22 protein-coding genes are annotated in these 25,373 nt (G+C 71.3%); 15 read left to right on the top strand and 7 right to left on the bottom strand.

The window, feature by feature from the left end; translation table 11 throughout:
* Nucleotides 1-291 precede the first annotated feature (291 nt).
* Both FLW16_RS35135 and FLW16_RS35130 read left to right on the top strand, forming a co-directional pair.
* Nucleotides 292-1,530, top strand: a complete 1,239-nt coding sequence (locus FLW16_RS35135) for a serine hydrolase (protein WP_142564803.1) — start codon at nt 292-294, stop codon at nt 1,528-1,530.
* A gap of 218 nt (nt 1,531-1,748) precedes the next feature.
* Nucleotides 1,749-3,005 carry a hypothetical protein gene (locus tag FLW16_RS35130; RefSeq protein WP_142564801.1) on the top strand — a complete coding sequence of 419 codons (1,257 nt, stop codon included), beginning with the start codon at nt 1,749-1,751 and terminating at the stop codon, nt 3,003-3,005.
* Nucleotides 3,006-3,238: 233 nt separating this feature from the next.
* On the opposite strand, the gene FLW16_RS35125 is transcribed toward FLW16_RS35130, so the two are convergent.
* A complete protein-coding gene (locus FLW16_RS35125) occupies nt 3,239-4,303 on the bottom strand; it encodes a ChaN family lipoprotein (RefSeq protein ID WP_142564799.1) in 1,065 nt (354 codons plus the stop codon).
* A 230-nt stretch (nt 4,304-4,533) separates the two neighbouring features.
* On the opposite strand from FLW16_RS35125, the gene FLW16_RS35120 reads away from it, so the two are divergent.
* Both FLW16_RS35120 and FLW16_RS35115 read left to right on the top strand, forming a co-directional pair.
* Nucleotides 4,534-5,199 carry a response regulator transcription factor gene (locus FLW16_RS35120; RefSeq protein WP_142564797.1) on the top strand — a complete coding sequence of 222 codons (666 nt, stop codon included), beginning with the start codon at nt 4,534-4,536 and terminating at the stop codon, nt 5,197-5,199.
* Nucleotides 5,200-5,219: 20 nt separating this feature from the next.
* Nucleotides 5,220-6,311 carry a cell wall metabolism sensor histidine kinase WalK gene (locus FLW16_RS35115; RefSeq protein ID WP_221891434.1) on the top strand — a complete coding sequence of 364 codons (1,092 nt, stop codon included), beginning with the start codon at nt 5,220-5,222 and terminating at the stop codon, nt 6,309-6,311.
* A gap of 111 nt (nt 6,312-6,422) precedes the next feature.
* On the opposite strand, the gene FLW16_RS35110 is transcribed toward FLW16_RS35115, so the two are convergent.
* Both FLW16_RS35110 and FLW16_RS35105 read right to left on the bottom strand, forming a co-directional pair.
* Nucleotides 6,423-7,622, bottom strand: a complete 1,200-nt coding sequence (locus FLW16_RS35110) for an MFS transporter (RefSeq protein WP_142564792.1) — start codon at nt 7,620-7,622, stop codon at nt 6,423-6,425.
* A gap of 55 nt (nt 7,623-7,677) precedes the next feature.
* Entirely contained in the window at nt 7,678-8,649 is a 972-nt protein-coding gene (locus FLW16_RS35105) for a DUF5937 family protein (RefSeq protein WP_221891433.1), read from the bottom strand.
* Nucleotides 8,650-8,789: 140 nt separating this feature from the next.
* Between FLW16_RS35105 and FLW16_RS35100 the strand changes: the two genes are divergently transcribed.
* From FLW16_RS35100 to FLW16_RS35090, 3 genes are all read left to right on the top strand, one after another.
* Nucleotides 8,790-9,320, top strand: coding sequence for a dihydrofolate reductase family protein (locus FLW16_RS35100; RefSeq protein ID WP_142564790.1), 531 nt, complete (start codon nt 8,790-8,792; stop codon nt 9,318-9,320).
* 237 nt (nt 9,321-9,557) lie between these two features.
* Nucleotides 9,558-10,061: an ATP-binding protein gene (locus tag FLW16_RS35095; protein ID WP_142564788.1), complete on the top strand. Its 504-nt coding sequence runs from the start codon at nt 9,558-9,560 to the stop codon at nt 10,059-10,061.
* 188 nt (nt 10,062-10,249) lie between these two features.
* Nucleotides 10,250-11,296 carry a sulfotransferase gene (locus FLW16_RS35090; protein WP_142564786.1) on the top strand — a complete coding sequence of 349 codons (1,047 nt, stop codon included), beginning with the start codon at nt 10,250-10,252 and terminating at the stop codon, nt 11,294-11,296.
* 64 nt (nt 11,297-11,360) lie between these two features.
* On the opposite strand, the gene FLW16_RS35085 is transcribed toward FLW16_RS35090, so the two are convergent.
* Entirely contained in the window at nt 11,361-12,236 is an 876-nt protein-coding gene (locus tag FLW16_RS35085) for a hypothetical protein (RefSeq protein WP_142564784.1), read from the bottom strand.
* 289 nt (nt 12,237-12,525) lie between these two features.
* Here FLW16_RS35085 and FLW16_RS35080 point away from each other — a divergent pair, with 289 nt between their 5' ends.
* Both FLW16_RS35080 and gndA read left to right on the top strand, forming a co-directional pair.
* The gene (locus FLW16_RS35080; RefSeq protein ID WP_142564782.1) at nt 12,526-13,773 is read left to right on the top strand and encodes a TIGR03118 family protein; all 1,248 of its coding nucleotides are present in this window, start codon (nt 12,526-12,528) and stop codon (nt 13,771-13,773) included.
* A 94-nt stretch (nt 13,774-13,867) separates the two neighbouring features.
* Entirely contained in the window at nt 13,868-15,289 is a 1,422-nt protein-coding gene (gndA, locus tag FLW16_RS35075) for an NADP-dependent phosphogluconate dehydrogenase (protein ID WP_142564780.1), read from the top strand.
* A gap of 68 nt (nt 15,290-15,357) precedes the next feature.
* Here gndA and FLW16_RS35070 read toward each other — a convergent pair whose 3' ends face one another.
* Entirely contained in the window at nt 15,358-16,956 is a 1,599-nt protein-coding gene (locus tag FLW16_RS35070; protein ID WP_142564778.1) for an MDR family MFS transporter, read from the bottom strand.
* Between the two features lie 105 nt (nt 16,957-17,061).
* On the opposite strand from FLW16_RS35070, the gene FLW16_RS35065 reads away from it, so the two are divergent.
* Complete coding sequence (locus FLW16_RS35065; protein ID WP_142564776.1) at nt 17,062-17,622, top strand: TetR/AcrR family transcriptional regulator; 561 nt, start codon at nt 17,062-17,064, stop codon at nt 17,620-17,622.
* Between the two features lie 28 nt (nt 17,623-17,650).
* Complete coding sequence (locus tag FLW16_RS35060) at nt 17,651-18,052, top strand: nitroreductase family deazaflavin-dependent oxidoreductase (RefSeq protein ID WP_142564774.1); 402 nt, start codon at nt 17,651-17,653, stop codon at nt 18,050-18,052.
* A gap of 29 nt (nt 18,053-18,081) precedes the next feature.
* Here the strand turns inward: FLW16_RS35060 and FLW16_RS35055 are convergent, their stop codons facing one another.
* Nucleotides 18,082-18,705, bottom strand: a complete 624-nt coding sequence (locus FLW16_RS35055; protein WP_142564772.1) for a helix-turn-helix domain-containing protein — start codon at nt 18,703-18,705, stop codon at nt 18,082-18,084.
* Between the two features lie 47 nt (nt 18,706-18,752).
* Here FLW16_RS35055 and FLW16_RS35050 point away from each other — a divergent pair, with 47 nt between their 5' ends.
* From FLW16_RS35050 to FLW16_RS35040, 3 genes are all read left to right on the top strand, one after another.
* Entirely contained in the window at nt 18,753-19,604 is an 852-nt protein-coding gene (locus tag FLW16_RS35050) for a trans-aconitate 2-methyltransferase (protein WP_142564770.1), read from the top strand.
* Nucleotides 19,605-19,609: 5 nt separating this feature from the next.
* Nucleotides 19,610-20,554 carry an NAD(P)/FAD-dependent oxidoreductase gene (locus FLW16_RS35045; RefSeq protein ID WP_142564768.1) on the top strand — a complete coding sequence of 315 codons (945 nt, stop codon included), beginning with the start codon at nt 19,610-19,612 and terminating at the stop codon, nt 20,552-20,554.
* A 79-nt stretch (nt 20,555-20,633) separates the two neighbouring features.
* The gene (locus FLW16_RS35040; RefSeq protein WP_221891432.1) at nt 20,634-21,341 is read left to right on the top strand and encodes a rhomboid family intramembrane serine protease; all 708 of its coding nucleotides are present in this window, start codon (nt 20,634-20,636) and stop codon (nt 21,339-21,341) included.
* 195 nt (nt 21,342-21,536) lie between these two features.
* Here the strand turns inward: FLW16_RS35040 and FLW16_RS35035 are convergent, their stop codons facing one another.
* A complete protein-coding gene (locus FLW16_RS35035; protein ID WP_142564766.1) occupies nt 21,537-22,685 on the bottom strand; it encodes a sensor histidine kinase in 1,149 nt (382 codons plus the stop codon).
* 138 nt (nt 22,686-22,823) lie between these two features.
* Here FLW16_RS35035 and FLW16_RS35030 point away from each other — a divergent pair, with 138 nt between their 5' ends.
* Nucleotides 22,824-25,325 carry an RNA helicase gene (locus tag FLW16_RS35030; protein ID WP_142564829.1) on the top strand — a complete coding sequence of 834 codons (2,502 nt, stop codon included), beginning with the start codon at nt 22,824-22,826 and terminating at the stop codon, nt 25,323-25,325.
* The last annotated feature ends 48 nt before the right edge of the window (nt 25,326-25,373 follow it).

The following is a 25,373-nucleotide window of genomic DNA, read 5'->3' as shown; positions in this document are numbered from 1 at the left end:
CGACGGCGGCAAGACCCTGACCGCCGCCCTGAACTACGTGGACGACGCCGCCATGTCCATGGGCGCGGCCTTCCAGAAGGCGACGCAGAGGCTCGTCAACGAGGTGTTCGGCGGCGGCCAGGCCGGACCGGCTCAATAACCGGGGCTCGAGCACCGGAAACACACCTGGGGGGACGTACCTGCCGGTAGGCGAGCTGACGGGACACGCGGCCGCCCACCGGCACCCGGCCTCCCATCCCCTCATCGCCCGGCGAGCTGTTCGCCTGGGCACGACACCGAAGACGAGGAACGATGAGAACCCAACTCCCATCAGCGGCCAAGGCGCTGCGGCGCGTAGCCGTCACAGCGCTGGCCGCCGCGCTGCTGGCCGGAACAGGCACCTCCGGATCGGCCATCGCGGACAGCGGCGTGACCGTGCTGACAGCGGCTGCCAGGCAGGACCGCCCGGAGCTGCAGAAGGCCATGCAGGCGTTCGTCGATGCCGGTTTTACCGGGGTGCAGTTGCGCGTGAACGACCGGCGGGGCGAGTGGGCCGCCAGCGCCGGAGTGCGCGAGCTGGGTGCGGCCGCGAAGCCGCCGACGAACGGGCGGTTCTGGACGGGCAGCGTCGTCAAGACCTTCTCCGCGACCCTGGTGCTGCAACTGGCGGCCGAGGGCAAGATCGGACTGGACACCCCGGTGAATGACTACCTGCCCGAGTTCGGGCTGGACCGGCGGATCACCGTGCGGATGCTGCTGCAGCACACCAGCGGGGTGTTCAACTACACCGGCGAGTACTACGACGACGGCAGGTTCGTGCCGGGGATCCCCGCCACCGGCGACGCATGGCTGAACAACCGGTTCCACAGCTACCAGCCGGAGGAGCTGGTACGGCTGGCGCTGTCCAAGCCGGCGCGGTTCGAGCCCGGCACGGACCAGAACTACTCCAACACCAACTACACGCTCATCCTGCTGCTGATCGAGAAGGTCACCGGCCGCTCCTACGACGAACAGCTGCAGCGACGGATCCTGCGACCGCTCGGGATGTCGGCCACCAGGACCGCGGGCAACCGGACACAGCTGCCCGGGCCGCACGCCCACGCCTACTACAGCTACCAGGGCAAGACGGTCGACATCTCCCGTCAGAACCTGTCCCTGCTGGCCGGCGCCGGTGACCTGATCTCCACCACCCAGGATCTGACCACATTCTTCTCCGCGTTGAACAGCGGCAGGCTGCTGCCTGCCGAGCTGCTGGCCGAGATGCGCGAGCCGTACGGGAAGCTCGGCTACGGTCTCGGGGTGTTCGCCCAGGACCTGGGCCCGAACTGCGGCACCGTCTACCAGCACAACGGCAGCCCGCCCCACGGCTACGGCGCGCTGATGTACAGCTCGCCCGATGGCAGGACGACCCTGACCGGCTCGGTGACCTGGGTCGACTCGGCCACCCGGGGACCGGTGAAGGACTTCCAGAAGCTGCTCGACGGGCTGGTCAAGGAGGTGTTCTGCGGCACGCCGGCCGGGTCGGCCAACGCGACCGAGCCGCTGCGGTGAACGCAGACGAGCAGTAGGGGGCCACCCAGCTCCGAGGGCAGAAGCCGCCCTTCGCCGTCCCGCCGCGGCCGCACCTCCGTTGACGCGCGACGACTCGGCGAACGGCTCCGAACCCCCGGCGACGGAGTGTTCACGGAGAGGCGTGTTTCGCACCAAAGAACGACGCGATTCTGGAATGATCTCGAGGAAAACCATCGGACGTCGAGAGACCGTGACTGATGCCCCCCATTGACCAAATAACCGCCTTCGCGTCGGCCCATACGGTCGAAACGATCATCATCAGCGTCATCGCCCTGGTCTTGCTGGTCCTGGCCTTCTTCGCCCTGCGTGCCCTGATCCGCCTGTTCCGCCGCTGGGCGACCGGCCGGCCCACCGAGGACGTTCTCACCATCGTCGCCGCCAGCATCGCCACGGGCGTCTCCGCCCAGGGCATGTGGCGCTTCTCCGGCGACGTCCTCGGGTTCGACGGGCCGCTGCGGCTCCTGCTGTTCGCCTTCATCGAGGTCGCCGTCATCACCAGCGCCGTACGCGCGCGCCGCAACATGCGGGAGAACTACTCGGCCGGCATCGACGGCCTGGCCGTGTGGGTGCTGACGTCCCTGTCCGCCGTCCTGTCGAGCATGGACGCCCGCAGCGTCGCCGAGGCCGTCTTCCGTCTCGCCGCGCCGCTCGTGGCCGCCTGGCTGTGGGAGCGCGGCATGGCCATCGAGCGGGTGCGCATCACCGGCCGGGGCCGCATCAACTGGCGGCTCACCCCCGAGCGGGTGCTGGTGCGGATAGGCCTGGCCGAGGCGAGCGACCGTACGGCGAGCGAGGTGGACGCCCACCGCAGGCTGACCAGGGTGGCGCTGGCCGCCAAGCGCGTCCGCGCGCTGCGCGAGGCCGGGGCGTCCGACCGGAAGCTGCGCGTCGCGATGGCCAGGCTCGACAAGGCGATGGACCAGGCGGTGGAGTACACCGGCCTGGCCGTGGACGAGAAGCGGCAGGAGGCCCTGCTGTCCCAGATCGGCGCGCTCTACAACACCTCCGCGCTGATCGACCTCGCTCCGCCGGTGCCCTGGGTGCCCGAGCCCGAGCAGCCCGCTCCCCCCGCGCTGCCCGCCGCGACCATCGCCGAGCTGATCGACGACGAGGAGGAGGACGTCCCGGCCGAGCCGGCGCCGCCCGTCGTCGACACCGCCCAGCGCGCGGCTCAGCTCCGGGCCGCCCGGCAGTACTGGGACCAGCAGATCGCGCGCAGGTACGTCCCCCGGGCCGCCGACATCGCCCAGGAGGTCGGCATCCCGCTCCTCGCGGCGAAGGAGTGGCGGGCGCTGTGGAAGCTCGAACCCCAGGCGCACGCGCTGATCGAGGCGGCATACCGGGAGCACGGGATCGTCGACACCGGCACGTTCCCGGCCATCGAGGTGCCCGAGCGCGAGCGCGTGCTCGTCGTGAACGGCTCCGCATCGGGAGCGGCCGCACACGACTCCTGACGGGGAGCCTGCCCGGCTCCATCGACGGGAACGGGGCGGCGGGACCGGACGGACCGGTCCCGCCGCCCTGTCGCTTTCCCGCGCTAACCCCCGTGTCTCCTGCTGCTTGTGGCCGGGCCGGCGTGCGGGGGGCGGGGGCGGGGACCATGGTGCCGGCCGGCGCGAACCAGGATCCGGTCACCGGTGACCTTGCGGATGCGGCGACGCCCTGGGGTGAATCCGCGCTATCGCCGTCAGTCACCGCAGCCCGCGGGAGGTGGCGCGGGCACAGTGATCGGCTGCTGCCGCCGGTACTGTTCCAGGTCGACGAGGTTCCCGTTGATCGCGTTGCGCCTCTGGAGTTCCGCCCAGTACACCGGGTCGAGGAAGATCGCGGGGTTCCACTGCGACTGTGTCAGGTCCGTCGGTTGCCCCAGGTACAGCACGGCGTCGGCCAGCTTTCCCAAGGGGACGCCGCACAGCCGCGGCGCGTCCATGAACTGTCCCGCGTCGATGGATTCCAGCCAGCTGCCTGAGCACGGGATCACGGTGCGCCGTGGACAGGTCGCCAAGCGGGGATGGCTACCGGCCACGATCACATAGACGTGCCGGCCGGTCTGTTCCTCGATCAGCGGGACTCCGTGGTCGGCGTTCTGTCCTGGCTCCGGCGAGTGCATCACGTGCCCGCTGCCGTAACAGATCAGTGCCCGGCGTTTCTTGGCGAGCACTTCCCGTTTCACCACTGACGCCATGTGGGCGTCACGTTGGGCGAGAAAGACATCCACCTGGTCCTGGGTGGTGATGTGGGACCAGTCGATCGGCGGATCCCCGAGCAGCACCCGGATCCTCCGCTCCGCAGGCAGCGCCCAGTTGACGGCGCGGACCGTCCGGAAGAACTGTTCACGGATCGGCTGGTCGCCGGTGGCCCCGGGCGACTGCGTGGTGTTCCGCCAGACCTGCCGCAACACTCGGTCGTCGACAGCCCCACCGGCGACGAACCGGTCAACGATCGGCTGGTACAGCGCGTTGCCGAACTCGACGACGATGTCGTCGACCACCTGCGGCAACCGCGGATCCGCAAGCAGCATCTGCTGCGCGTCACCGTGTTCCTGCTGGCCGTGTGTCTCACCGATCGCGACGAGCCGGTGGCGCTCGAAGGCCGCGAGCACCGCCTGGGTGAGGTCCCGTGGGGCCACGTCGGCCCTGCCCGCCGATCCGGTCGGCAGCAGTCCGCCGCCGCTGCCCACCGAGCTGGTCGTCAGCAGTCCGCCGGCTGCCGTACCGGCACCGGTGACGGCGAGGAACCTGCGCCGCGTCAACCGTGGATCTCTCACGTCTGGTCCTTTCCGAAGGGAATCTCGCTCGTGTGACGGACACCCTGCTCACGGGTCGTGCCTCTCGCGGACGCCTCGCCGGGATGGTTGTACGGCACGGCCGGTGCCGGCCGGGTGTCAACGGCTGACACCCGGCCGACACCGGATCCCTGGCATCGTGAGCAGTGCGGTCGCGCCCGCCGAACGCGGCGCCACCAACGAGAAGGAGGACGGTCGTGCGAGTTCTGGTCGTCGAAGACTTCGAGGTCCTGGCCAGGACGATCGGGACCGGGTTGCGCCGCGAGGGCATGGCGGTGGACGTCGTTCTCGACGGCGACGACGCTCTGGCCCACCTGGCCGGCACCCGATACGACGTGGTGGTGCTGGACCGCGACCTGCCCGGCACACCCGGCGACGACGTGTGCCGGCACATCGCCGCCGGTGGCACCGGGTCTCGGGTGCTGATGCTCACCGCCGCAGGCACCGTGCGAGACAGAGTCGAGGGCCTGGGTTTGGGCGCCGACGACTACCTGCCCAAACCGTTCGACTTCGCCGAGCTCGTGGCTCGCGTACGCGCGCTGGGGCGCCGCTCGGCGCCCGCCGTTCCTCCGATCCTCCAGGCGGAAGATCTGACCCTGGACCCGAGCCGGCGGGTGGCCTTTCGCGGCGGACGGCGCTTGGATCTCACCCCTAAGGAGTTCGCCCTGCTGGAATGCCTGCTCGCTGCCGGCGACCGGGTTGTGTCCGCGGAGGAGTTGCTGGAACGGGTCTGGGACGAGGCCGCTGACCCGTTCACCACGGCCGTCAAGACGACGGTGCGCCGGTTGCGGGCCAAACTCGGCGAACCGCCGGTGATCGAAACCATCCGTGAGGGCGGCTACCGGATCGGAGCCCCGCGATGAATCCCGCATCGGACCCGACGGTGACCGGCCGTGCCGGCCGCGCCCTGCACCACCCACGCCGGCCGTCCCTGCGCGCGCAGCTCACGACGCTGTACGCCGGCCTGGTTCTGGCCGTCGTCGTGCCTATGCTGCTGTTCGCCGGCTTCCTCTTCGGGAGGGACCGGATCCGCCTCCGGGCCGGGGACACCGCCCCTCCGCCCGACACCGCCCCCCGGCAGGTCGATGCCGCGCTCGTGATCAGCGCGATCATCGTCGTGGTCCTCACCGTGCTGATCGCGTGGTGGCTGGCCGGGCGCTTTCTCCGCCCGCTGCGCGCCATGACCGTGACCGCCCAGGAGATCTCAGCCACGAACCTCAACCGGCGGCTCGGTCTGCGCGGCCCGGACGACGAGCTGACCAGGCTGGGGCGCACCCTCGACGACCTGTTCGAGCGGCTGGACTCCGCGTTCGCGGCGCAGCGCCACTTCGTGGCCAACGCCTCGCATGAGCTGCGCACCCCGCTGGCCGGTCAGCGCGCCGTACTCCAGGTCGCGCTCGCCGACCCCGACGCGAGCGAGGCCAGCCTGCGAGCCGCGTGCGAGGAAGCACTCGGTCTCGGCGAACGGCAGGAACGTCTGATCGGCGCCCTGCTCACGCTGGCGGAAGGACAGAAGGGCCTCGATCACCGGGAAGTGGTCGACCTGGCCGATGTCACCAAGGGGGTGATGCTGTCACGCCGTGCGGAGGCCACCCGGCGAACCATCACGGTTCAGGCGTCGCTGGACCCGACACCGATCAGCGGTGACCCCGACCTGATCGCCAGCATGATCGGCAACCTGGTCGACAACGCGCTCCATCACAACGTTCCCGACGGACACGTCACCATCGCCACCGAACTCACGAATGGTCGCGCCCGCCTATCGGTCGCAAACACCGGCCCAACCATCCGATCGCAGGACCTGCCACGGCTTTTCCAGCCGTTCCAGCGACTCGGTACCCAACGAACCCACACCGCCGACGGCCACGGACTGGGCCTGGTCATCGTGCAGGCCGTCGCCGAAGCACACGGCGCGAAGCTGACGGCCCACCCACGCCCCGGGGGCGGCCTGGACGTGGCGATACTGTTCGGCTGATTCCATCCGGCCGACGCCTCCCGCCCCTCACGGCACCGGGCGTCGAACACCCACACACACCGAGCCTGCGCCACGAAGCGGAAGTGCGGGATCCGAGTATGGGCCGGGATCTCACGCCGGCGACGCTATGGCCCGTTCGCGGCGCGCGACGGCCGGTATCAGGACGAAGGCGAACACCGCGCACAGGATGCCTGTCGCGGCGCAGGCCCACCACAGGATCCCTGCCTGGAACAGTACGGCGCCGACGGCCGGGCCGGCGAAGCGGGCGATGGCGGTGGTCCAGCCGTACAGGGCTTGGTAGGTGCCGTGGGCTCCCTCAGGTGTGAGGTCGGCGATCAGCGTCGCCTCGAAGCCCGCCATGCCGATCTCGCCCATCGACCACAGCACCACCGTGGCCACGTAGTGCCAGGGCCGGTCGGCCACACCGGTCAGGGCCAGGCCGAGAGCCACCACGGTCATGGACAGGCCGAGGACCGGCAGCCTCGGCAGATGCGACAGCCATGAGACGAGCAGCGGCTGGAAGACCACCACGATGGCGCCGTTGACGGTGACGAGCAGCCCGTACAGGGTGGCCGGGAGCCCGTCTGCGGCCAGCGCCAAGGGCAGCGCGTAGGCGGCCTGGGCGTAGAGGATCAGGCCGATCAGCAGGAAGACGAGCGCCGCCATCAGCACCCGATCGCGTGCGGCCGTCGCGTAGCCGCGGCGGGCGGGTTTGGCGCTCGCGGTGTCGTGGCTGCGGGGGATGCCGACGGCGACGATCGCGGCGAAGGCGAGGCTGGTGGTCACGTCCAGAACGACCAGGAGCCAGAAGCCGTGGGCGAGCAGGAGTCCGGCGACGGCGCCCGCGGCGGCGGTGCCCACGTTGACCGCCCAGTGCATGAGCCCGAATGCCTTCGGCCGCAGGTGCGGCGGAGTGGTCTCGGCGACCAGCGCAGAGGCGGCGGGCCTGTAGACGTCGCCGGCCAGTCCCATGGCCAGGGCGGCGGTCATCAGCCAGGGCAGGTTGCCGGCCGCCGCGATGAGGATCACGCAGGCCGCGGTGGCGAGCAGGCCGCCGATCAGGGTGGCGCGGCGGCCGAACCGGTCGGCCAGGTAGCCGCCCAGCGGCTGCCCGCCCAGACCACCCAGCCCGTACGCGGAGACGACGGCGGCGATCTGGGCGGCCGCGTAGCCTCGGCCGGTCAGGAAGAACACCAGGAACGGCAGCACGACGCCGCCGAACCTGTTGACCAGCTGACCGGAGAACAGCAGCCAGAACACCTTGGGCAGCCCCTGGAACACGGTGGGGCGGGCGGGAGCCGTGATCGTCATGAGTGCATGGTGTGGTGACGCACGCCGCCCGGCGACACATTCGGCCTGCGCCGAATCAATCGCCCAGCAGGGCCTGGGCGCGGGGCGTGCGGACGTAGAGCATGACCCGGCCGACACGGTGCTTGGTCACCAGACCGGCCGCCAGCAGCAGGGTGAGCTGTTCCGAGACGCTCGCGGGGGCCAGGCCGGTGCGCCGGGACAGGTCGGTGGTGGAGGCGGGGGCGTCGAGCTCACCGAGCAGCAGTGCGCGGGAGCGGCCGATGACAGCGGCCAGCGCGTCGGGGGCGGGCGCGGTGCCGCGTTCCCACAGGGTGGCGATGGCACGCACCGGATAGGTGATGGCCGCCTGGCCGGGAGAGTCGGTGCGGTAGAGCAGTTCGGGCCAGACGAAGACGGACGGGGCCAGCAGCAGGCCCTCGCCGTTCAGCGTCCGCGACAGCTCCTCCGGACGCTCCTCCAGGTAGAGGGTGCGATCTTCCCAGCGGATGGCCGGGTGCATGTCCGCGAACACCCCGGCAGGGCCGCGTTCGGCGAACTGCCGGGCGCGGTAGAGCAGGTCGCCTTCGAGCAGGTTGCGCATGCGCGCCCAGTGCGGTGCCATGGCGAGCCGCCAGTAGGCCTCGATGGCGCGCACCAGCCGGTCGAGGCCCGAGGCGGGATCCCGGTACAGCTCCAGGGCGCAGCCGGTCAGCGAGCCCGGGGTCTCGTCGGCCATGCGGCCGAGGTCCGTCTGAATGATCTCGTGGGGGGTGGCGCGCAGGACCGCCAGTTCGCCGGCCAGGTCCGGGGTCGGGCTGGTGGGGACGGGGCACAGGAAGTCCGGGATGTACGGGCCGCCGGGGACGAGGTCGAGCAGAGGGGCCAGATCACCGCCGAGGTGGGAGCGGACCTGCTTGAACCACGGCAGGTGCAGGACGCGCCCGGCGGGAGTACGCAGCGCGTGGACACCGGTGGAGACCTCCCTGAGCGGGGAGTACGCGAACCTGATCGAGGTCAGGTCGTAGGCGGAGAACGCCACGGTGAGCATGCCGCCAGGACTCCTCGGATTCGGCTGCGGCCGAATGTATCGCAGGGGCCCGCGATCAGGCCACACCATGGAGCCCGCAACGACGTGTCCCACCGCAGGAGCTCTCGCCGCGCCACTCGACCGACCACTAGGAGAACACCATGCGCAAGGTTGTGCTCTACCACCTGATGTCGCTCGACGGCGTCGCCTACGAAGACGGCGACTGGCTCGCCGACGACGGCCCCCAGCTGGTCGCCTACCTCAGCCGGGTCATCGCCACCCAGGACGACGTCCTGCTGGGACGCGGGACCTACGACTACTGGGCCGGGCACTGGCCCAAGTCGGACTTCCAGCCGTTCGCCGGCTTCATCAACGGCACCCGCAAGCACGTCGTCACCTCCAGCGCGCCCACGCAGGAATGGGCGAACTCCACCCTGGTCACCACCCCCGCGCACGACTACGTGACCGCCCTGAAGCAGGAATCCGGCGGCGACATCGGCATCCACGGCAGCATCGAACTGGCCCGCTCCCTGCTGCACGCCGGGCTCGTCGACGAACTACGGCTGGTCGTCGCGCCGGCCGTGGTCGGCCACGGCAGGCGGGTGTTCGAGGGCGACGACGTTCGGTCGTGGAAGCTGCTCGAGGTCGAACGAGGCAAGAACGGCACGTTGTTCCTGGACTACAGCCGCTGAGACGGCAGCCACGGCACCACCACGACCCCAGAAGGCCGTCGTCGGATCGCCTGTCCCCTGTACGGGGCCCTCTGTGGTTGTGGCCGGCTTCCGATCGCCGCCCGGGGGACGAGGGTGACGGGGTCGCTTTCCCGGCATAGCGGGGCAAGGACACTCCTACTTTCCCGTGACATCGCGGGCGCGGGGGCGGACGTCCTCTCCTGCGGCGGCCACACCGCCGCGCGTTGGGAGGAGCTCATGGAGATCTCGGGGGACGGCGCGGGAAACCGCGTGGCCCGGCTCGCGGGTGGACGGGACCAGGTGGGGCGGGCGCGCAGGCTCGTGTCGGCCGCGCTCGGGCGCGGCCATCCCCGGCATGACGACTGCGTGCTGCTGACCAGCGAGATCGCGACGAACGCGGTCGTCCACTCCCGTTCCGGGGACGGCGGCACCTTCACCGTCACCGTCTCGTGCCTGCCGGACCGCGTGCGGGTCTGCGTCGAGGACGACGGCTCGGCCGGGCCGCCGTGCGCCGGTCATCCGCTCCCCAACGGGTCGAGCCAGGGCGGACGCGGTCTGCCACTGCTGGACCTGCTGGCCGACCGGTGGGGACTGGTCCGCGAGGCCGGCCGCAACGAGGTGTGGTTCGAGTTCTGGTCCGACGGCGACCGGCGGGCCGCCGCGCTCGCCCGTCGCCGGCCGGCCGCATGGGTGCGGCCGGCGGTCGCGGCGCGCGGCTCGGCCGGCGCGACCTCCGGCTGACCCGATCCTCCCGGACCTCCGGCCGGCGGCGGCCCTCCGGGCGCCGCGCGGGGAGCCGTGGCGCCCAGAAACGGGCCGCGATACCGCATCGGTGTCCGTTCCGGTGGTACTACACCGACGTCGGGTGATTTTTTAGGCAAGGAAGGGGCAAAACCAACTTAATTAATCGGGAAAGTAGGAGGACTCCCATGGCCCTGCCCGACTTCCTGGTCATCGGGGTGCCGAAGGCCGGCACCACTGCCCTGCACGCGGCGCTGGCCCGCCATCCCCGGCTGTTCATGTCTCCCGTCAAGGAGCCGAAGTTCTTCCTCACCGACGGCCCGCCCCCGGCGAAGGGCGGGCCGGGGGACGCGGAGACCTACCGCGAGCACGTGTGGCGGCGCGCCGACTACGAGGCGCTGTTCGCGGACGCGGCGCCGGGGGCGCTGCGCGGCGAGTCCACCCCCTTCTATCTGTACGACCGCGCGGCCCAGCGGCGGATCCGGGAGGCGATCCCGGACGCGAAACTCATCGTCTCGCTGCGCGACCCCGTGGAGCGCGCGCACTCCAACTGGACCCACCTGTGGTCGGCCGGCCTTGAGCCGATCGGCGACGTCATCGAGGCGTGCGCGGCCGAGAAGCGGCGGATCGCCGACGGCTGGTCGCCGTTCTGGCACTACGTCGGCCTCGGCCGGTACGGCGAGCAGCTCGCGCACCTGTTCACCCTGTTCCCCCGCGAGCAGGTGCTGATCTTCCGCTACCGGGACCTCGTGGACCGCCCGGCCGCCACGCTCGACCGCATCTGCGCGTTCCTCGGCGTGGAGCAGGGGCTGGTCGGCGAGGTGCCCAGGGAGAACGTCACGGCCCATCCGCGGCACAGCCGCAGGCACCGGATCCTGGCCCGGCTCGCCCGGCTCGGCGATCCGGTGCTCGGCCAGCGGCTCACCGCACCGCTTGAACGGGTGCTGCAGCGCGACGGGCAGCCCCGGCGGCCGCTCACCTGGGAGCAGCGTCAGGAGCTGCTCTCCTACTTCGCCGCCGATATCGCGCTGCTGCGCGACCTGCTCGGCCGCGACTCCTTCGGCGAGGACTTCGGCGACTGGCTGCGCCCCCGGGAGCGGTCGGGCGGCCTGGTCGGATCCCGGCCGTCCGGCCAGCGGCAGGCCCGCAACGGTCGGGTCAGGAGCGCCTCCGACCCGGCCGCCCGGCCGCCGGGCATGGACGGCCCGCCGGGAGGCGATCCCATCGGGGCGTGACCTCCCGCCCGGGCCCCGCCCGCCGCCACGCGCGTCACTGGCGCCGGAATCGCCCCCGGGGCGGTCAGCGCAGCTCGGTGCGCAACTCGTGGCCCCCGTCGGCGCGGGTCAGCTCGTAGTACAGGCGGTGGCCCTCCGCCACGGGCACGATCGACAGGTAGCGCAGTCCTCCCCCGGCGTGCTCCGACTGGGCGACGGGGGCGGTTCCGGTGGCGGTGAGCGTGGACGGGTCGGGGCCGATGGCCACGCCCGTGCGCTCCTCGTAGTTCTCCTCCGCCGACGCGCGGCCGTCGTAGTACGCGATGACGGTCCCGCCGCTGAACGTGACCGCGCTCACCCGCACGCCGCGCGAGTCCCACTCGCCCGGCCGCCGGTCGAGCGCGGTCCCCTGCCAGGTCCACTCGACGCCGTCGGTGCTGGTGGCGTAGTCGGTCACCATCTGGTCGGCCTCGTCGGGGTCCTCCAGGGGGTGGCAGGACGCCCACAGGTGCCACACGCCACCGTGATGGAGGATCACGGGGTCCTTGACGCCGGTCTTGAGGTCGCCGGGCAGCACCCCCCGCGCGTCGGCGGGGTCGAACTCCGCCGGCCCGGCGGCCTCGATCATCTCGACCCGCCAGTGCTTGGTGCCGTACGTGGCGCAGCTCAGGTACAGGCGCCACCTGCCCTCCGGCGTCACCACGAGCGTCGGGCGCTCCAGCGACTCGGTCTTCATCTCCTCCTTGGTGATCGTGAGGATCTTCTCGAACCGCTCGCCGTCGGCGGAACGGGCGATCTCCACGGCGTACCCGCGCCCATCACCGAGCGGCCGGCGCAGCCGGTAGGCCAGGTAGATCCATCCGTCCCGGCTCACGGCGCTGGGCGCGCCCGCCCAGAATCCGGGCCCGTCTCCGGGCGGAGGAACCGCGACCACTGATCGTTCCGGCTTCGGTGCGAACACGTCTCTTCTCCGTAGTGCGCGACGACGGTGGGCGGGGCCGGCTCGCACCGGCCCTTCTTGGCTGTAGTGAATTACCAGCGGCCCGGCGGGAGGCCAAGTGTCCTCGCCATCGGACGACCATGTCTATACAAAACCCGCTTGCTTTGCGGGTTTTGTCAGGATAGGGCAGACCCGCCCCTGTCCGCGCCCCCTACCTGCGGAGAAGTCGGGTGAACCCGGAAGGGGGCGGCGGCGTATCTCCGGGCGTAAGGGCATGCCGACACAGTTCTGACCACTCTCAGGAGGCCCCATGCGGGCACGTATCGTCACGCTCTGCGCCGCGCCGCTCGCGCTGGCGCTGGTCGGAGCGGCACCGGCCCATCCCGCTTCGTCCCCTCACGCCTCCCGCCCCGGGCAGGGCTCCGGCCACCAGGTCCACCCGGCCGCCGACCGGTCCGCGAACACGGCGCGCACGCCCGCCCGGTTCGCCGAGGTCGACCTGGTCTCCGACGTGGCGGGCAGGGCGGCCCTCACCGACCCCAAGCTGGTCAACCCCTGGGGCCTCGCGATGGGCGCCGCCCTCTGGGTGTCCAACGCGGGGACCGGCACGGCGACCGTCTACACCGGAGGCGCGGGGACGGCCAGGAAGGCCCCCACCACGGTGGCGGTCCCCGGCGGCACCCCGACCGGCCAGGTGGCCTACTCGGGCGACGCCTTCACGGTCAAGGGAAAGGCCGGCACCGCGCCCGCCTCGTTCATCTTCTCCAGCCCGAGCGGCGCCATCACCGCCTGGAGCGCCAAGGCCGATCCGCGCAACGCGGTCATCGCCGCGTTCACCCGCGGCGCCGACTACAAGGGCCTGGCGCTGATGAACACCGACCGGGGCACGTTCCTGCTCGCGCCGTCCTTCTCCCACGGCGCCGTCCACGTCTTCGACGACGACTTCCGGCGGGTGCGTCTGGCGCGCCGCGCGTTCCGCGACCCGTTCCTGCCCGCGCACTACTCCCCCTTCAACGTCGAGATCGCCGGAACCTCGGTTCTCGTCGCGTACGCCAAGCGGGATCCCGAGACCGGCAGGCCGGTGGCGGGCCGGGGCAACGGGTTCGTCAGCCAGTTCACCGCGAGCGGCCGCTTCGTGCGGCGCCTCGCCTCCCGCGGCCCGCTGAACGCACCGTGGGCGATGACGCTCGCCCCCGCCGGATTCGGCGCGTACGCCGGTGCGCTGCTGGTGGGCAACTTCGGCGACGGATGGATCAACGCGTACAACCCGGGGACCGGTCGCCACCTCGGCCCGCTGCGCGGGGCGGACGGCAGGGCGATCGCGATCGAGGGACTGTGGGACCTCGAACCCGGCACGGCGGGCAACGGCGGCGCCGACGCGGTGTGGTTCTCTGCCGGCATCTCAGGCGCACGGCACGGCCTGCTCGGCCTGATCCGCCCGGCCACGGCCGCAGGCGCCGCCTCGCCCACTCCGACGCCCATGCCGTCGTCCACGGCCAGGACTTCGGCCAGACCGGCGCCGTCGCACTCCCACCCGTCCGGCGGCTACGGCTACTGATCGGGGACCAATCGGTGCAGCTCACCGCGACCGGCCGCGGGACACGCCCACCCGAGGCCGGTCGCCCGTACCTGGGAACGGTATGACTGTAGACATGGACAAGGCAGACATCGGAGTGACGGGCCTGGCGACCATGGGTCGCAACCTCGCCCGGAACTTCGCCCACCACGGTCACGTGGTCGCGGTGCACAACCGCACGGAGAGCCGTACGACCCGGTTCATGGAGGAGCACCGCGACGAGGGCGCGTTCCTTCCTGCGGGCACTATCGAGGAGTTCGTGGCCTCCCTCGAACGGCCCCGCAAGGCGATCATCATGGTCAAGGCCGGGGCGCCCACCGACGCCGTGATCGAGGAGCTCGCCGCCGTCATGGAGCCGGGCGACATGATCATCGACGGCGGTAACGCCCACTACATGGACACCCGACGCCGGGAGGCCGCGCTGCGCGAGCGGGGCATCCACTTCGTCGGCACCGGCATCTCTGGCGGCGAGGAGGGCGCGCTCAACGGCCCGAGCATCATGCCCGGCGGCGACGCCGAGGCGTACAAGACGCTCGGCCCCCTGCTGGAGGACATCGCGGCGAAGGTCGACGGGGTGCCGTGCTGTGTGCACGTGGGCCCCGACGGCGCCGGCCACTTCGTCAAGATGGTGCACAACGGCATCGAGTACGCCGACATGCAGCTCATCGCGGAGTCGTACGACCTGCTCCGGCAGGCCCTCGGGCTGACCCCGCAGGAGCTGTCCGACGTCTTCCGCGAGTGGAACCGGGGCGACCTGGAGTCGTACCTCATCGAGATCACCGCCGAGGTGCTCGGTCACACCGACCCCGCCACGGGCAAGCCGTTCGTGGACGTCGTGCAGGACCAGGCCGAGCAGAAGGGCACCGGCCGCTGGACCGTGCAGAGCGCCCTCGACCTCGGCGTCCCGGTCACCGGCATCGCCGAGGCGGTGTTCGCCCGGGCGCTGTCGGGTCACCCCGAGCAGCGGGCCGCCGCCCGCTCGCTCGCCGGCCCCTCGGGCACGGCCGGCGACTCCGGCCTCGTCGAGGACGTGCGGCGGGCGCTGTACGCCTCCAAGATCGTGGCGTACGCCCAGGGGTTCGACCAGATGGCCGCCGCGAGCGCGGAGTACGGCTGGGACCTGAATCTGGGCGCGATGGCCACGATCTGGCGCGGCGGCTGCATCATCAGGGCGCGCTTCCTCGACCGGATCCGGGCGGCGTACGACGCGGACCCGAACCTTCCGACGCTGCTGGTGGACCCGACGTTCGCCCAGGCGCTGGAGGAGGCTCAGGAGTCGTGGCGGCGGGTCGTGGCGACGGCGGCGACGATCGGGGTGCCGACCCCGGGCTTCTCCTCGGCGCTCGCCTACTACGACGGGCTGCGCCGCGACCGGCTGCCGGCGGCGCTGCTGCAGGGGCTGCGCGACTTCTTCGGCGCGCACACCTACCGGAGGGTCGACCGGGAGGGCTCCTTCCACACCGACTGGTCGGCTGACCGGGCCGAGCGGCCCGCCTGACCAGTCCGGAAAACGCGGTACGGCGCACGCCCGCGCGGGGGCGTGCGCCGTACCGGCGCTGGATCAGGTCACTCGAAGGCGGCGGCCGCCATCGGCTCCGCCTTCTCGCCGTCGGCGGCGCCGGGAGCGCCGCTGCGCAGCGGGACGTGCTTGATGAAGGCGGCGATCACCGGGACGATCGCGGCGAACAGGACCGACCACAGGAAGACCGTGCCGATCGTGCTGGCGAGCGCCTCCAGGAACCCCGTCTTGACCGGCGGCGGAAGCTGGTCGAGGATCTTCCGGTCGATCTGACCGCCACCGGAGCCCAGTAGGGTGGCCGCCTTCGCGCCGAACCTGCTGGTGATCTCGTCGGCCAGCCGGTTGTTGAAGATGGCGCCGAACAGCGAGATGCCGAACGAACCGCCGATGGAGCGGAAGAACGTGGAGGCGCTGCTGGCCACGCCGATGTCCTTCTGCTCGACGCTGTTCTGCGCGATCAGCATGGTCGTCTGCATCAGGAAGCCCATGCCCAGGCCGAGGACGGCGATGTAGACGCCGGTCCGCCAGGCGGGGGTGTGGACGTCCTGCGTCGACAGCAGCCACACGCCGATGGCCATGATCACGCCGCCGATCACCGGGAAGCTCTTGTACCTGCCGGTCTTGGTGATCGCCCTGCCGACGAACAGCGACACGACCATGGACGAGGCCATCATCGGCAGCAGGAGCAGACCGGAGTTGGTCGCCGTGGAGCCCTGGACGATCTGCTGGAACATCGGCAGGAAGGTGATCGCGCCGAACATCGCGAAGCCGAGCAGGAAGCCGAGCACGTTGATCAGCGTGAAGTTGCGGTTGGCGAACACGTGCAGCGGCAGGATCGGCTCGGCCGCCCTCCGCTCGACGGGGATGAACACGGCCAGCGCGACGACCGCCAGGGCGGCCAGCCCCAGGATCTGCCAGGAGCCCCACGGGTATCCGTGCTTCTGGCCGCCCCACGAGGTGATCAGCACGATCGCGGTGATCGCCACAGTGAGGATGGCCGCGCCGAGCCAGTCGATGCGGTGCTCGGTGCGGTGCCTGGGCAGGTGCAGCTTGAGGATCAGCCAGATCAGCGCCACGCCGCCGAGCGGGAGGTTCACGTAGAAGGCCCAGCGCCAGTTCAGGTTGTCGGTGATGAAACCGCCGACGAGAGGACCGGCGATCATGGCGAGCGACATGATGGCCGCCATGATGCCCTGGTACTGACCACGCTCACGGGGCGGGACCAGGTCCCCGATGATCGACATCACCCCGACGATGAGCCCGCCCGCGCCGAGGCCCTGCAGCGCGCGGAAGGCGATCAGCTCGACCATGCCGTCGCCGGTGCCGCCGAACAGCGACGAGCCGGCCATGCCGCACAGCGCGGAGCCCACCAGGAAGATGCCGATCGAGCTCAGGAAGATGTTCTTGCGGCCGTACAGGTCGCCGAGCTTGCCCCAGATCGGCGTCGAGACCGTGGTGCCCAGCACGTACGCGGTGGTGACCCAGGTGAAGTAGTCCAGGCCCTGCAGCTCCCCGACGATCCTCGGCATCGCCGTGCCGACGATCATGTTGTCCAGCATCGCCAGCATCATCGCCAGCATGAGACCGGGTAAGACGATCATCACTTCCCGGGACCGGCCAGGCGCGGCCGCGGTCTCCGTGGTCATGGGTGCCCCCTTTGGAGAAATTTACTTACTTGCCGACAGGCTAGTGCCCGAGGCACGGTATTGTCCTTACTTGCCGGCCGTCAAGTTATTTGGGGACAGCAGGGAATGGGTGCTCATACCGACACACGCAGCCGCATCCAGGAGGTCGCGATCAGGCTCTTCACCGAGCAGGGGTACGAGGCGACGTCGCTCCGGGAGATAGCCGAGGCCCTCGGCGTGACCAAGGCGGCACTCTACTATCACTTCCGCACCAAGGAGGACATCGTCGCCAGCCTGATCGAGGACCGCGTCAAGGCACTGGACGAGCTGATCGCGTGGGCGAACGGGCAGTCCCGCACCCCCGAGACCCGTGGGGAGGTCATCCGCCGCTACTCCGCCCTGATGACCAGCGGACACCACCACGAGATCATGCAGTTCATGGACCGCAACAAGACGGCGCTGCAGGGCCATGCCAAGGTCGACCTGATGCGCGAGCGCATGGGCGAGCTGATGCAGACGCTGTGCGGGCCGGACGACCCGCTGCCGGTCAGGCTGAGGCGATCGATGGCGCTGTTCGCGCTGCACGCGGCCTGGTTCTTCATCCGCGACGAGTCGGCGACCGAGGAGGAGCGGGCCGCGGCGGGTCTGCAGGTCGCCCTGGAATTGGCCGAGGGCTCGGGCGGTTGATCCCCCTCTGATGGGAAGGTGATCGACCATGCTTTTCGGACAGGAACACGTCAAGCGCTACATCGAGACCGACGGCGAGGAAGGCCACGACTGGCAGGGCACCACGGTGGCCATCCTCACCACGAAGGGCCGCAAGTCGGGACAGCCCCGCAGCACCCCGCTGATCTACCAGCCGTACGGCGACGCCTACCTGGTGGTCGCCTCCAAGGGCGGGGCCGACGAGCACCCCCTGTGGTACCTCAACCTCCAGGCCGAGCCCGAGGTGGAGTTCCAGATCAAGGGGGACAGGTTCACGGCGCGCGCCCGTACGGCGACCCCCGAGGAACGACAGGACATGTGGCGGACGATGGCCGCCACCTGGCCCGCGTACGACGAGTACGCCACCAAGACCGACCGGCAGATCCCGGTCGTCGTCATCGAACGCGTGTAGGACACGAGGGGCGCGCCGGGCGACGGCGGTCAGGAACCAGCCGGCCCCCGGCCCGCCCCGTCGTCCGCGCGCGGCGCCTCGTCGGCGGCGTGCAGGTGGATGCGCTCCCCGTCGTGGTCGAAGATGCTGAGGATCTCCACCGGGCCCTCGTGGGCGTCGATGCTGTGCGGCGTCATGGTCGAAAACTCGGCGGCGTCCCCCGCCCGCACCAGGATCGTGCGTTCGCCCAGCTGGAGGCGGGCGGTGCCGGACAGCACGGTGAACCACTCACGGCCGGGGTGCACCTTCAGACGCTCGGCCCCGGCCGGCCGGTCGGGGGTGATGCGCAGCTTCGCCACGGTCACGCCGTGGAGGGAACGCTCGCGCGACAGGAGCCAGGTGGTCATGCCGCGCGCGTGAGAGGGCTCCGGCCTGATCACCACGTCCTCGTCGCCGGCGGACTCGACGAGCGCGTCGAGCGTGGTGTCGAGCGCCCGGGCGATCGGCACCAGCTGGTCGAGGGCGATCCTGCGGTGCCCGGTCTCGATGCGGCTCAGATTCGACGGGCTGAGGTGGCAGCGGGCGGCGAGGGCGTCCAGGGACCAGCCGCGCGCCAGCCGCAGGCCGCGGATGCGCTGGCGGACGACGCGGTCCAGGTCGAGTTCTTGCTCCATAGGCAAGAGTGTATGCCCGAGGCGCAGCGAGCGCCTAGCGTGAGGACATGACGCACGCTCACCACCATCACCCCCACCACGACGAGCCGGGACACGCGGAAGTGCTGGACCTGGACGCGCGAGTGTTCGGCGCGCACCTGGACGACCTGATCGAATGGGTCCGGCGGCACGCCCCCGAGACGCCCCGGAGGATCGCCGACGTGGGCGCGGGCACCGGCGCCGGCGCCCTGGCGCTGGCACGGCGCTTTCCGACGGCCGAGATCGTCGCGATCGACCAGTCGCCCGCGATGCTCGATCGAGTCCGCGCCGCGGCGCACGCGCAGGGCCTGGACGACCGGCTGCGTGCCGTCCAGGCCGATCTGGACGCCGGCTGGCCCGCGATCGGCGCCGTCGACGTCGTGTGGGCGGCCTCCTCACTGCACCACGTCGCCGACCCCGACCGGGTGCTGGGCGACATCCACGCGGCGCTCACCCCCGGTGGCCTGCTGGCCGTCGTCGAGATGGACACGCTGCCGCGTTTCCTGCCCGACGACATCGGCGTCGGCCGTCCCGGCCTGGAGGCGCGCTGCCACGAGGCGGCGGCGCGGGCGGGCTGGAACGCGCACCCGGACTGGCGGCCCCACCTGGAGCGGGCCGGTTTCGAGATGGCGGGGCAGCACACCCTCGCCGTCGAGGCGAGCCCGGCGCCGCCGGACAGCGGGCGCTACGCGCACGCCATGCTCAGCCGCTTCCGCTCCGCCTTCGACGGCCGGCTCTCCGACAACGACCTCGGCGCTCTCGACCACCTGCTGGCCCGCGACCACCCCGGCGCCCTCCTCAACCGCCCCGACCTGACGGTGCGCGGCAGCCGCACCGTCTGGGCGGCCCGCCGGCCCCGCACGAACACGACGAAGGGGTGAATCCGATGACCACGGATACGACGTACGACGTCACGATCGTCGGCGGCGGTGCGGCGGGCCTGAGCGCGGCCGTCGCGCTGGCACGCTCGCTGCGGTCGGTGCTGGTCGTCGACGCAGGCGAGCCGCGCAACGCGCCCGCCGACGGCGCGCACAACGTCCTCGCACGAGACGGGATCCCGCCGCTCGAACTCCTCGCCGCCGGGCGGCGGGAGGCGGAGCACTACGGGGCGCGGATCCGTCACGACCGCGCCGTCGCCGCGCGTCGTCACGACGGCGGGTTCGAGGTGGATCTCGCGGACGGCGAGACGGTGCGGGCCCGGAGGCTGCTGCTCGCGACCGGCCTGGTCGACGAGCTTCCCGACATCCCCGGAGTGCGCGAGCTGTGGGGAAAGAGCGTGCTGCACTGCCCGTACTGCCATGGATGGGAGGTCCGCGGGCAGCGCATCGGGGTGCTCGGCACGAGCCCGCTCAACGTCCACCAGGCCCTGCTGTTCCGGCAGCTCAGCGAGGACGTCACGCTCTTCGCGCACCGGATGCCCGACCTGGACGGCGACGCGGAGGCGAAGCTGGCCGCCCTGGACATCCCGGTCGTGAACGGCGCCGTCGCCCGGCTGCGCGCCGTCGACGGCGTCCTGCGGGCCGTCGTCCTCGACGACGGACGCGAGTTCGCCGTCGACGCGGTGACGGTGGCGCCCCGGTTCGTCGCGCGATCCGACCTGTACGAGCAGCTCGGCGGCGCCCTCACCGAGCACCCCGCCGGAGCGTTCATCGCCACCGACCCGACGGGACGCACGCAGATCCCGGGCGTGTGGGCCGCGGGGAACTCCAGCGACCTCTCGGCGATGGTCGCGGCGGCGACGGGAGCCGGGGTCATGGCGGCCGCCGCCGTCAACGCGGACCTCGTGGCCGAGGACGCCACCGCCGCCGTGAAGGCGCGGGCCGCGCGCTGATCCCCCGGCCGGGGAAGTGCCGGGCTCCTGGCGCCGCCGGCAAGTGACTCGTGCGGCCGTCCGGCGGTATCTTTCCGGCGTGATCCTCAGTGACGGGGGAGGTTCCGTGGGCGACGGCCGCACCGCCGAAATCATGCTCGCCGAGGCCCGTAAGGCCTTCTGGGTCATGGTCGGCTTCCTGGCGCTGATCTGGGTCGTGCAGGTCGCCAACTGGGCCTCGGCCTACTCGCTCAGCTACAGCTACGGCATCAGGCCCTGGGACGTCGAGCGGCTGCCCGGGATCGTCTCCGCGCCGCTCCTCCACTGGAGCTGGGCGCACATCGAGGGCAACTCCGGGCCGCTGTTCATCTTCGGGTTCCTCGCGGCCTACCGGGGCGTACGGCGCTTCCTCGGGGTGACCGGGCTGATCGCCGTCGCCAGCGGGCTCGGCTCGTGGTTCACCGCCGACTCCTCCACGGTCGGCGCGGGCGCGAGCGGGCTGGTGTTCGGCTACTTCGGGTACGTGCTCGTGCGCGGAGCCTTCGACCGGCACCTGATCGACATCGTCATCGGCCTGGTCATGGGCCTGTGCTTCGCGTACCAGTTCGCCGGCCTGCTGCCGGCCGAGGGCATCGGCTGGCAGGCTCACGTCTTCGGCTTCGCGGGCGGCATCCTCGGCGGCTACCTGTTCCGCGACCGCGGCGGCAAGGCCGCCCCGAAGGACGCCGGACGTGACGCCTCCGGCGGGACGCCGCCCGGCGACTCCCGGTCCGCCCTGCTCAAGGAGATCGAGGACCTCGGCCTGTAGGCCCCGATGCCCGTGCGCGGCCGCCCTGTGCTCGCGGCGATCCCCACCTGCACGACGAAGCTCGTGAAGGAGGCTGACCACCAGATGGCGGCCGCCGACGGACGCCCGGCCCGACTCCCACTCCGCCGACTCGTCGGCGGGCTCCTCCCGCGGATCGCCGGGGCCGGTGTCCGACTTTCCGCAACGGGCACGGAATCAGGGCTCGCCGTGGTCGGGCGGGTGGCAGGGGATGCTGGCGGTGAGCGCGAACCCGCCCTCGGCGGTCGGGCCGTACGTGAGCCGCCCGCCCACCAGGGCGACGCGCTCGCGCAGGCCGGGCAGCCCGTAGCCGCCCCCCGCGTCGGCGGGCACCCGGACCGGCACGGCCCGGCTCTTGCCGCTGTTGACCACCGACACGTTCAGCACGCCGCCATGAGCCTCGCAGACCACCTGCACGTCGGCCCCCGGCGCGTGTTTGCGCACGTTGTTGAGGCCCTCCTGGACGACCCGGTAGCAGGCGTGGCCGGCCTGCCGCGACAGCGTCTCCTCCGGCACGTCGTAGTGCAGGGCGACCCGCAGGCCGGTGGCCCTGCTCTCCTCGACCAGACGCGGTATCCCCTCGACGCTCTCCGCAGAAGGCGGCAGGTCCCTTCGCCGCAGCGCCGTGAGCAGCTCGCGCAGCTCGGTCAGCGCCCGCACGCCCTTGTCCTCGATGTTCCTGGCCAGTTTGCGGATCTCGTCGAGCTCGTCGGCGTCCTGGATGAGACCGGCGTTCAGGACCATCACGGTGACCGCGTGCGTCACCGTGTCGTGCAGCTCGCCCGCGATGCGGCGGCGTTCCTGGGCGGCGGCGCGCTCCTCACGCGCCCGCACGCCCGCCCGCAACTCGCGGATCATCGAGCGGTAGCGCCACACCCAGGTGCCCACCAGCGCGGGCAGGAAGATCAGCGTGATCGCCCGCACCGCCACGGCGACGGGCAGCCGGTCGGTGTAGGGGCTCGCCCAGTCGGCCAGCGCGTAGACCCCCGCGAGCATGGCGGACACCCACGGCCATCGGCGCACCGTGTTCTGCGCCGTCATCGAGTACGCCGCCAGCATCAGCGGCATGGTCTGGCCGGCGAGCAGCGCGCAGGCGGCGGTGGCCACGATCATCGGCCAGGCCGCACTGCGCCGCGTCAGCATGGACGCGGCCGCCGCGACCGCCGCGGCGAGCTGCGCCCACCACGGCACGGCGAGGAACGGCAGGTCCGGGAAGGAGCGGCCGAACATCACCGCCGGCACCGTGAAGGCGAGGACGGCGACGGCGAGCAGCACGTCGGCCGCCGCCTCCCGGCGCGCGGCGAGCCCGGCCCACTTCTCCCCCATACCGCTAGTTTGTGGGTTTGACCTGCGGCTTCGTGCAGCGCCACGCCCCTTTGACGTAGCTGTGCCACAGCTTGCCGTACGACGGGCCGGTCGAAACAGTCATGCGTCTTGGGCAGGATAAGAGGCGTGAGCGAAAGCATGAGCCTCCTCCGCCGTCTTCCGTCCGGCTCAGAGCCCGGTGCCGACCCGGACGCGCTGTTCGACGCGTTCGTCTCGTGGAACGCCGATCGCGGGCTCACGCTCTACCCGGCGCAGGAGGAGGCGCTGATCGAGGTCGTCTCCGGCAACAACGTGATCGTGTCCACGCCCACGGGCTCGGGCAAGAGCCTGATCGCCGCCGGGGCGCACTTCGCGGCGCTGGCCAGGGACGAGATCAGCTTCTACACGGCGCCGATCAAGGCGCTGGTGTCGGAGAAGTTCTTCGACCTGTGCGCGCTGTTCGGCACCGAGAACGTCGGCATGATGACCGGCGACGCCACGGTGAACGCCGACGCGCCCGTCATCTGCTGCACCGCCGAGATCCTCGCCCAGATCGCGCTGCGCGACGGCGCCGACGCCGACGTCGGCACCGTGATCATGGACGAGTTCCACTTCTACGCCGAGCCCGACCGCGGCTGGGCCTGGCAGGTGCCGCTACTGGAGCTGCCGCAGGCGCAGTTCGTGCTGATGTCGGCCACGCTCGGCGACGTCGAGCGCTTCCAGACCGACCTCACCCGCCGCACCGGCCGCCCCACCAGCGTGGTCAAGCACGCCGAGCGCCCGGTGCCGCTGATCTACTCCTACCGGACCACTCCCCTGCACGAGACGCTGGAGGAGTTGCTGTCCACCCAGCAGGCCCCGGTGTACGTCGTGCACTTCACGCAGGCCGCGGCGATGGAGCGCGCGCAGGCGCTCATGAGCATCAACATGTGCACCAAGGCCGAGAAGGAGGCCATCGCCGCCCTCATCGGCAACTTCCGCTTCACCACCCGCTTCGGCCGGGCCCTGTCCCGGCTCGTACGGCACGGCATCGGCGTGCACCACGCGGGCATGCTGCCGAAGTACCGCCGCCTGGTGGAGCGGCTGGCCCAGGCGGGCCTGCTGAAGGTCATCTGCGGCACCGACACGCTCGGCGTGGGGGTCAACGTCCCGATCCGCACCGTGCTGTTCACCGCGCTGTCGAAGTTCGACGGCACCAAGGTGCGGCGGCTGCGCGCGCGGGAGTTCCACCAGATCGCCGGGCGGGCCGGCCGGGCCGGTTTCGACACGGTCGGATATGTCGTCTGCCAGGCGCCCGACCACGTGATCGAGAACGAGCGGGCGCTGGCGAAGATCGGCGACGACCCCAAGCGGCGCCGCGGCTACGCCCGCAAGAAGCCGCCGGAGGGGTTCGTCGGGTGGAGCGAGGACACGTTCGAGAAGCTCCAGACGGCCGAACCCGAGCCGCTGACCTCGCGGTTCAAGGTCAGCAACGCCATGCTGCTGTCCATCATCAACCGGCCCGGCGACTGCTTCCAGGCGATGAAGCGGCTGCTGACCGACAACCACGAGGACCGCAAGGCGCAGCGCCGCCACATCAGCCACGCCATCGCGATCTACCGCTCGCTGCTGGCCGGCGGCATCGTGGAGAAGCTCGCCGAGCCCGACGAGCACGGCCGGATGGCCCGGCTCACCGTGGACCTGCAGGAGGACTTCGCGCTCAACCAGGCGCTGTCCACCTTCGCGCTGGCGTCCTTCGAGCTGCTCGACCGCGGCTCCCCGACGTACGCGCTGGACATGGTCTCGATCGTCGAGTCGACGCTGGACGACCCCCGCCAGATCCTGCACGCCCAGCTCAACAAGGCCAGGGCCGAGGCGGTCGCCCAGATGAAGGCCGACGGCATCGAGTACGAGGAGCGGATGGAGCGTCTCGCCGAGATCACCCATCCGATGCCGCTGGCGGACATGCTCTTCGGCGCGTACGAGACCTACCGGCGCGGGCATCCGTGGGTCGGCGACCACGTCGTCAGCCCCAAGTCGATCGTGCGGGACATGTACGAGCGGGCCATGACCTTCACCGAGTACATCCAGTTCTACGAGCTGGCCCGCTCGGAGGGCACGGTGCTGCGCTACCTGGCCGACGCCTACCGCACGCTGTCGAAGACGGTGCCCGAGCACCTGAAGACCGACGACCTGGTGGACCTCATCGAATGGCTCGGCGAGCTGGTGCGCCAGGTGGACTCCAGCCTGATCGACGAGTGGGAGAAGCTGGCCAATCCCGCCGAGGCGCTGGCGGCCGGGGAGGAGCTGGAGACCAGGACCCGCCCGGTCACCGCCAACGCCCGCGCCTTCCGGGTGCTGGTCCGCAACGCGATGTTCCGGATGGTGGAGCTCGCCGCGCTGGACCGCGAGGAGGAGCTGGTCGAGCTCTACCCGGACGTCGACTGGGGCGCGGGCCTCGACGCCTACTACGAGGAGCACGACGAGATCCTCACCGGCCCGGCCGCCCGCGGCCCGGCCCTCCTCCTCATCGAGGAGGAGAAGGAGCTGTGGCGGGTGCGTCAGATCATCGACGACCCGGCCGGCAACCACGACTGGGGCATCGGCGCCGAGGTGGACCTGGCCGCCTCCGACGAGGAGGGCCACGCCGTCCTCCACGTCACCGGTCTCACCCGCCTCTGACGGCCAGCGAAGGCCGGGACCGGGATTTGTCGGTACGGCTGTCTAGTG

It is taken from the genome of Microbispora sp. KK1-11, assembly GCF_006874435.1.
Lineage (GTDB): Bacteria > Actinomycetota > Actinomycetes > Streptosporangiales > Streptosporangiaceae > Microbispora > Microbispora catharanthi.
Note: the sequence above shows the minus strand (reverse complement) of the source record. Positions and strands in the feature narration are given on the sequence as shown.

Excerpts from the sequence above, each read along its gene's own strand:
- FLW16_RS35130 (WP_142564801.1), top strand. The coding sequence starts at position 1,749 with ATGCCCCCCATTGACCAAATAACCGCCTTCGCGTCGGCCCATACGGTC.
- FLW16_RS35095 (WP_142564788.1), top strand. The coding sequence starts at position 9,558 with ATGGAGATCTCGGGGGACGGCGCGGGAAACCGCGTGGCCCGGCTCGCG.
- FLW16_RS35110 (WP_142564792.1), bottom strand. The coding sequence starts at position 7,622 with ATGACGATCACGGCTCCCGCCCGCCCCACCGTGTTCCAGGGGCTGCCC.
- FLW16_RS35105 (WP_221891433.1), bottom strand. The coding sequence starts at position 8,649 with ATGCTCACCGTGGCGTTCTCCGCCTACGACCTGACCTCGATCAGGTTC.
- FLW16_RS35065 (WP_142564776.1), top strand. The coding sequence starts at position 17,062 with ATGGGTGCTCATACCGACACACGCAGCCGCATCCAGGAGGTCGCGATC.
- FLW16_RS35030 (WP_142564829.1), top strand. The coding sequence starts at position 22,824 with ATGAGCCTCCTCCGCCGTCTTCCGTCCGGCTCAGAGCCCGGTGCCGAC.
- gndA (WP_142564780.1), top strand. The coding sequence starts at position 13,868 with ATGGACAAGGCAGACATCGGAGTGACGGGCCTGGCGACCATGGGTCGC.
- FLW16_RS35055 (WP_142564772.1), bottom strand. The coding sequence starts at position 18,705 with ATGGAGCAAGAACTCGACCTGGACCGCGTCGTCCGCCAGCGCATCCGC.
- FLW16_RS35100 (WP_142564790.1), top strand. The coding sequence starts at position 8,790 with ATGCGCAAGGTTGTGCTCTACCACCTGATGTCGCTCGACGGCGTCGCC.
- FLW16_RS35080 (WP_142564782.1), top strand. The coding sequence starts at position 12,526 with ATGCGGGCACGTATCGTCACGCTCTGCGCCGCGCCGCTCGCGCTGGCG.
- FLW16_RS35090 (WP_142564786.1), top strand. The coding sequence starts at position 10,250 with ATGGCCCTGCCCGACTTCCTGGTCATCGGGGTGCCGAAGGCCGGCACC.
- FLW16_RS35135 (WP_142564803.1), top strand. The coding sequence starts at position 292 with ATGAGAACCCAACTCCCATCAGCGGCCAAGGCGCTGCGGCGCGTAGCC.
- FLW16_RS35045 (WP_142564768.1), top strand. The coding sequence starts at position 19,610 with ATGACCACGGATACGACGTACGACGTCACGATCGTCGGCGGCGGTGCG.
- FLW16_RS35060 (WP_142564774.1), top strand. The coding sequence starts at position 17,651 with ATGCTTTTCGGACAGGAACACGTCAAGCGCTACATCGAGACCGACGGC.
- FLW16_RS35070 (WP_142564778.1), bottom strand. The coding sequence starts at position 16,956 with ATGACCACGGAGACCGCGGCCGCGCCTGGCCGGTCCCGGGAAGTGATG.
- FLW16_RS35050 (WP_142564770.1), top strand. The coding sequence starts at position 18,753 with ATGACGCACGCTCACCACCATCACCCCCACCACGACGAGCCGGGACAC.
- FLW16_RS35035 (WP_142564766.1), bottom strand. The coding sequence starts at position 22,685 with ATGGGGGAGAAGTGGGCCGGGCTCGCCGCGCGCCGGGAGGCGGCGGCC.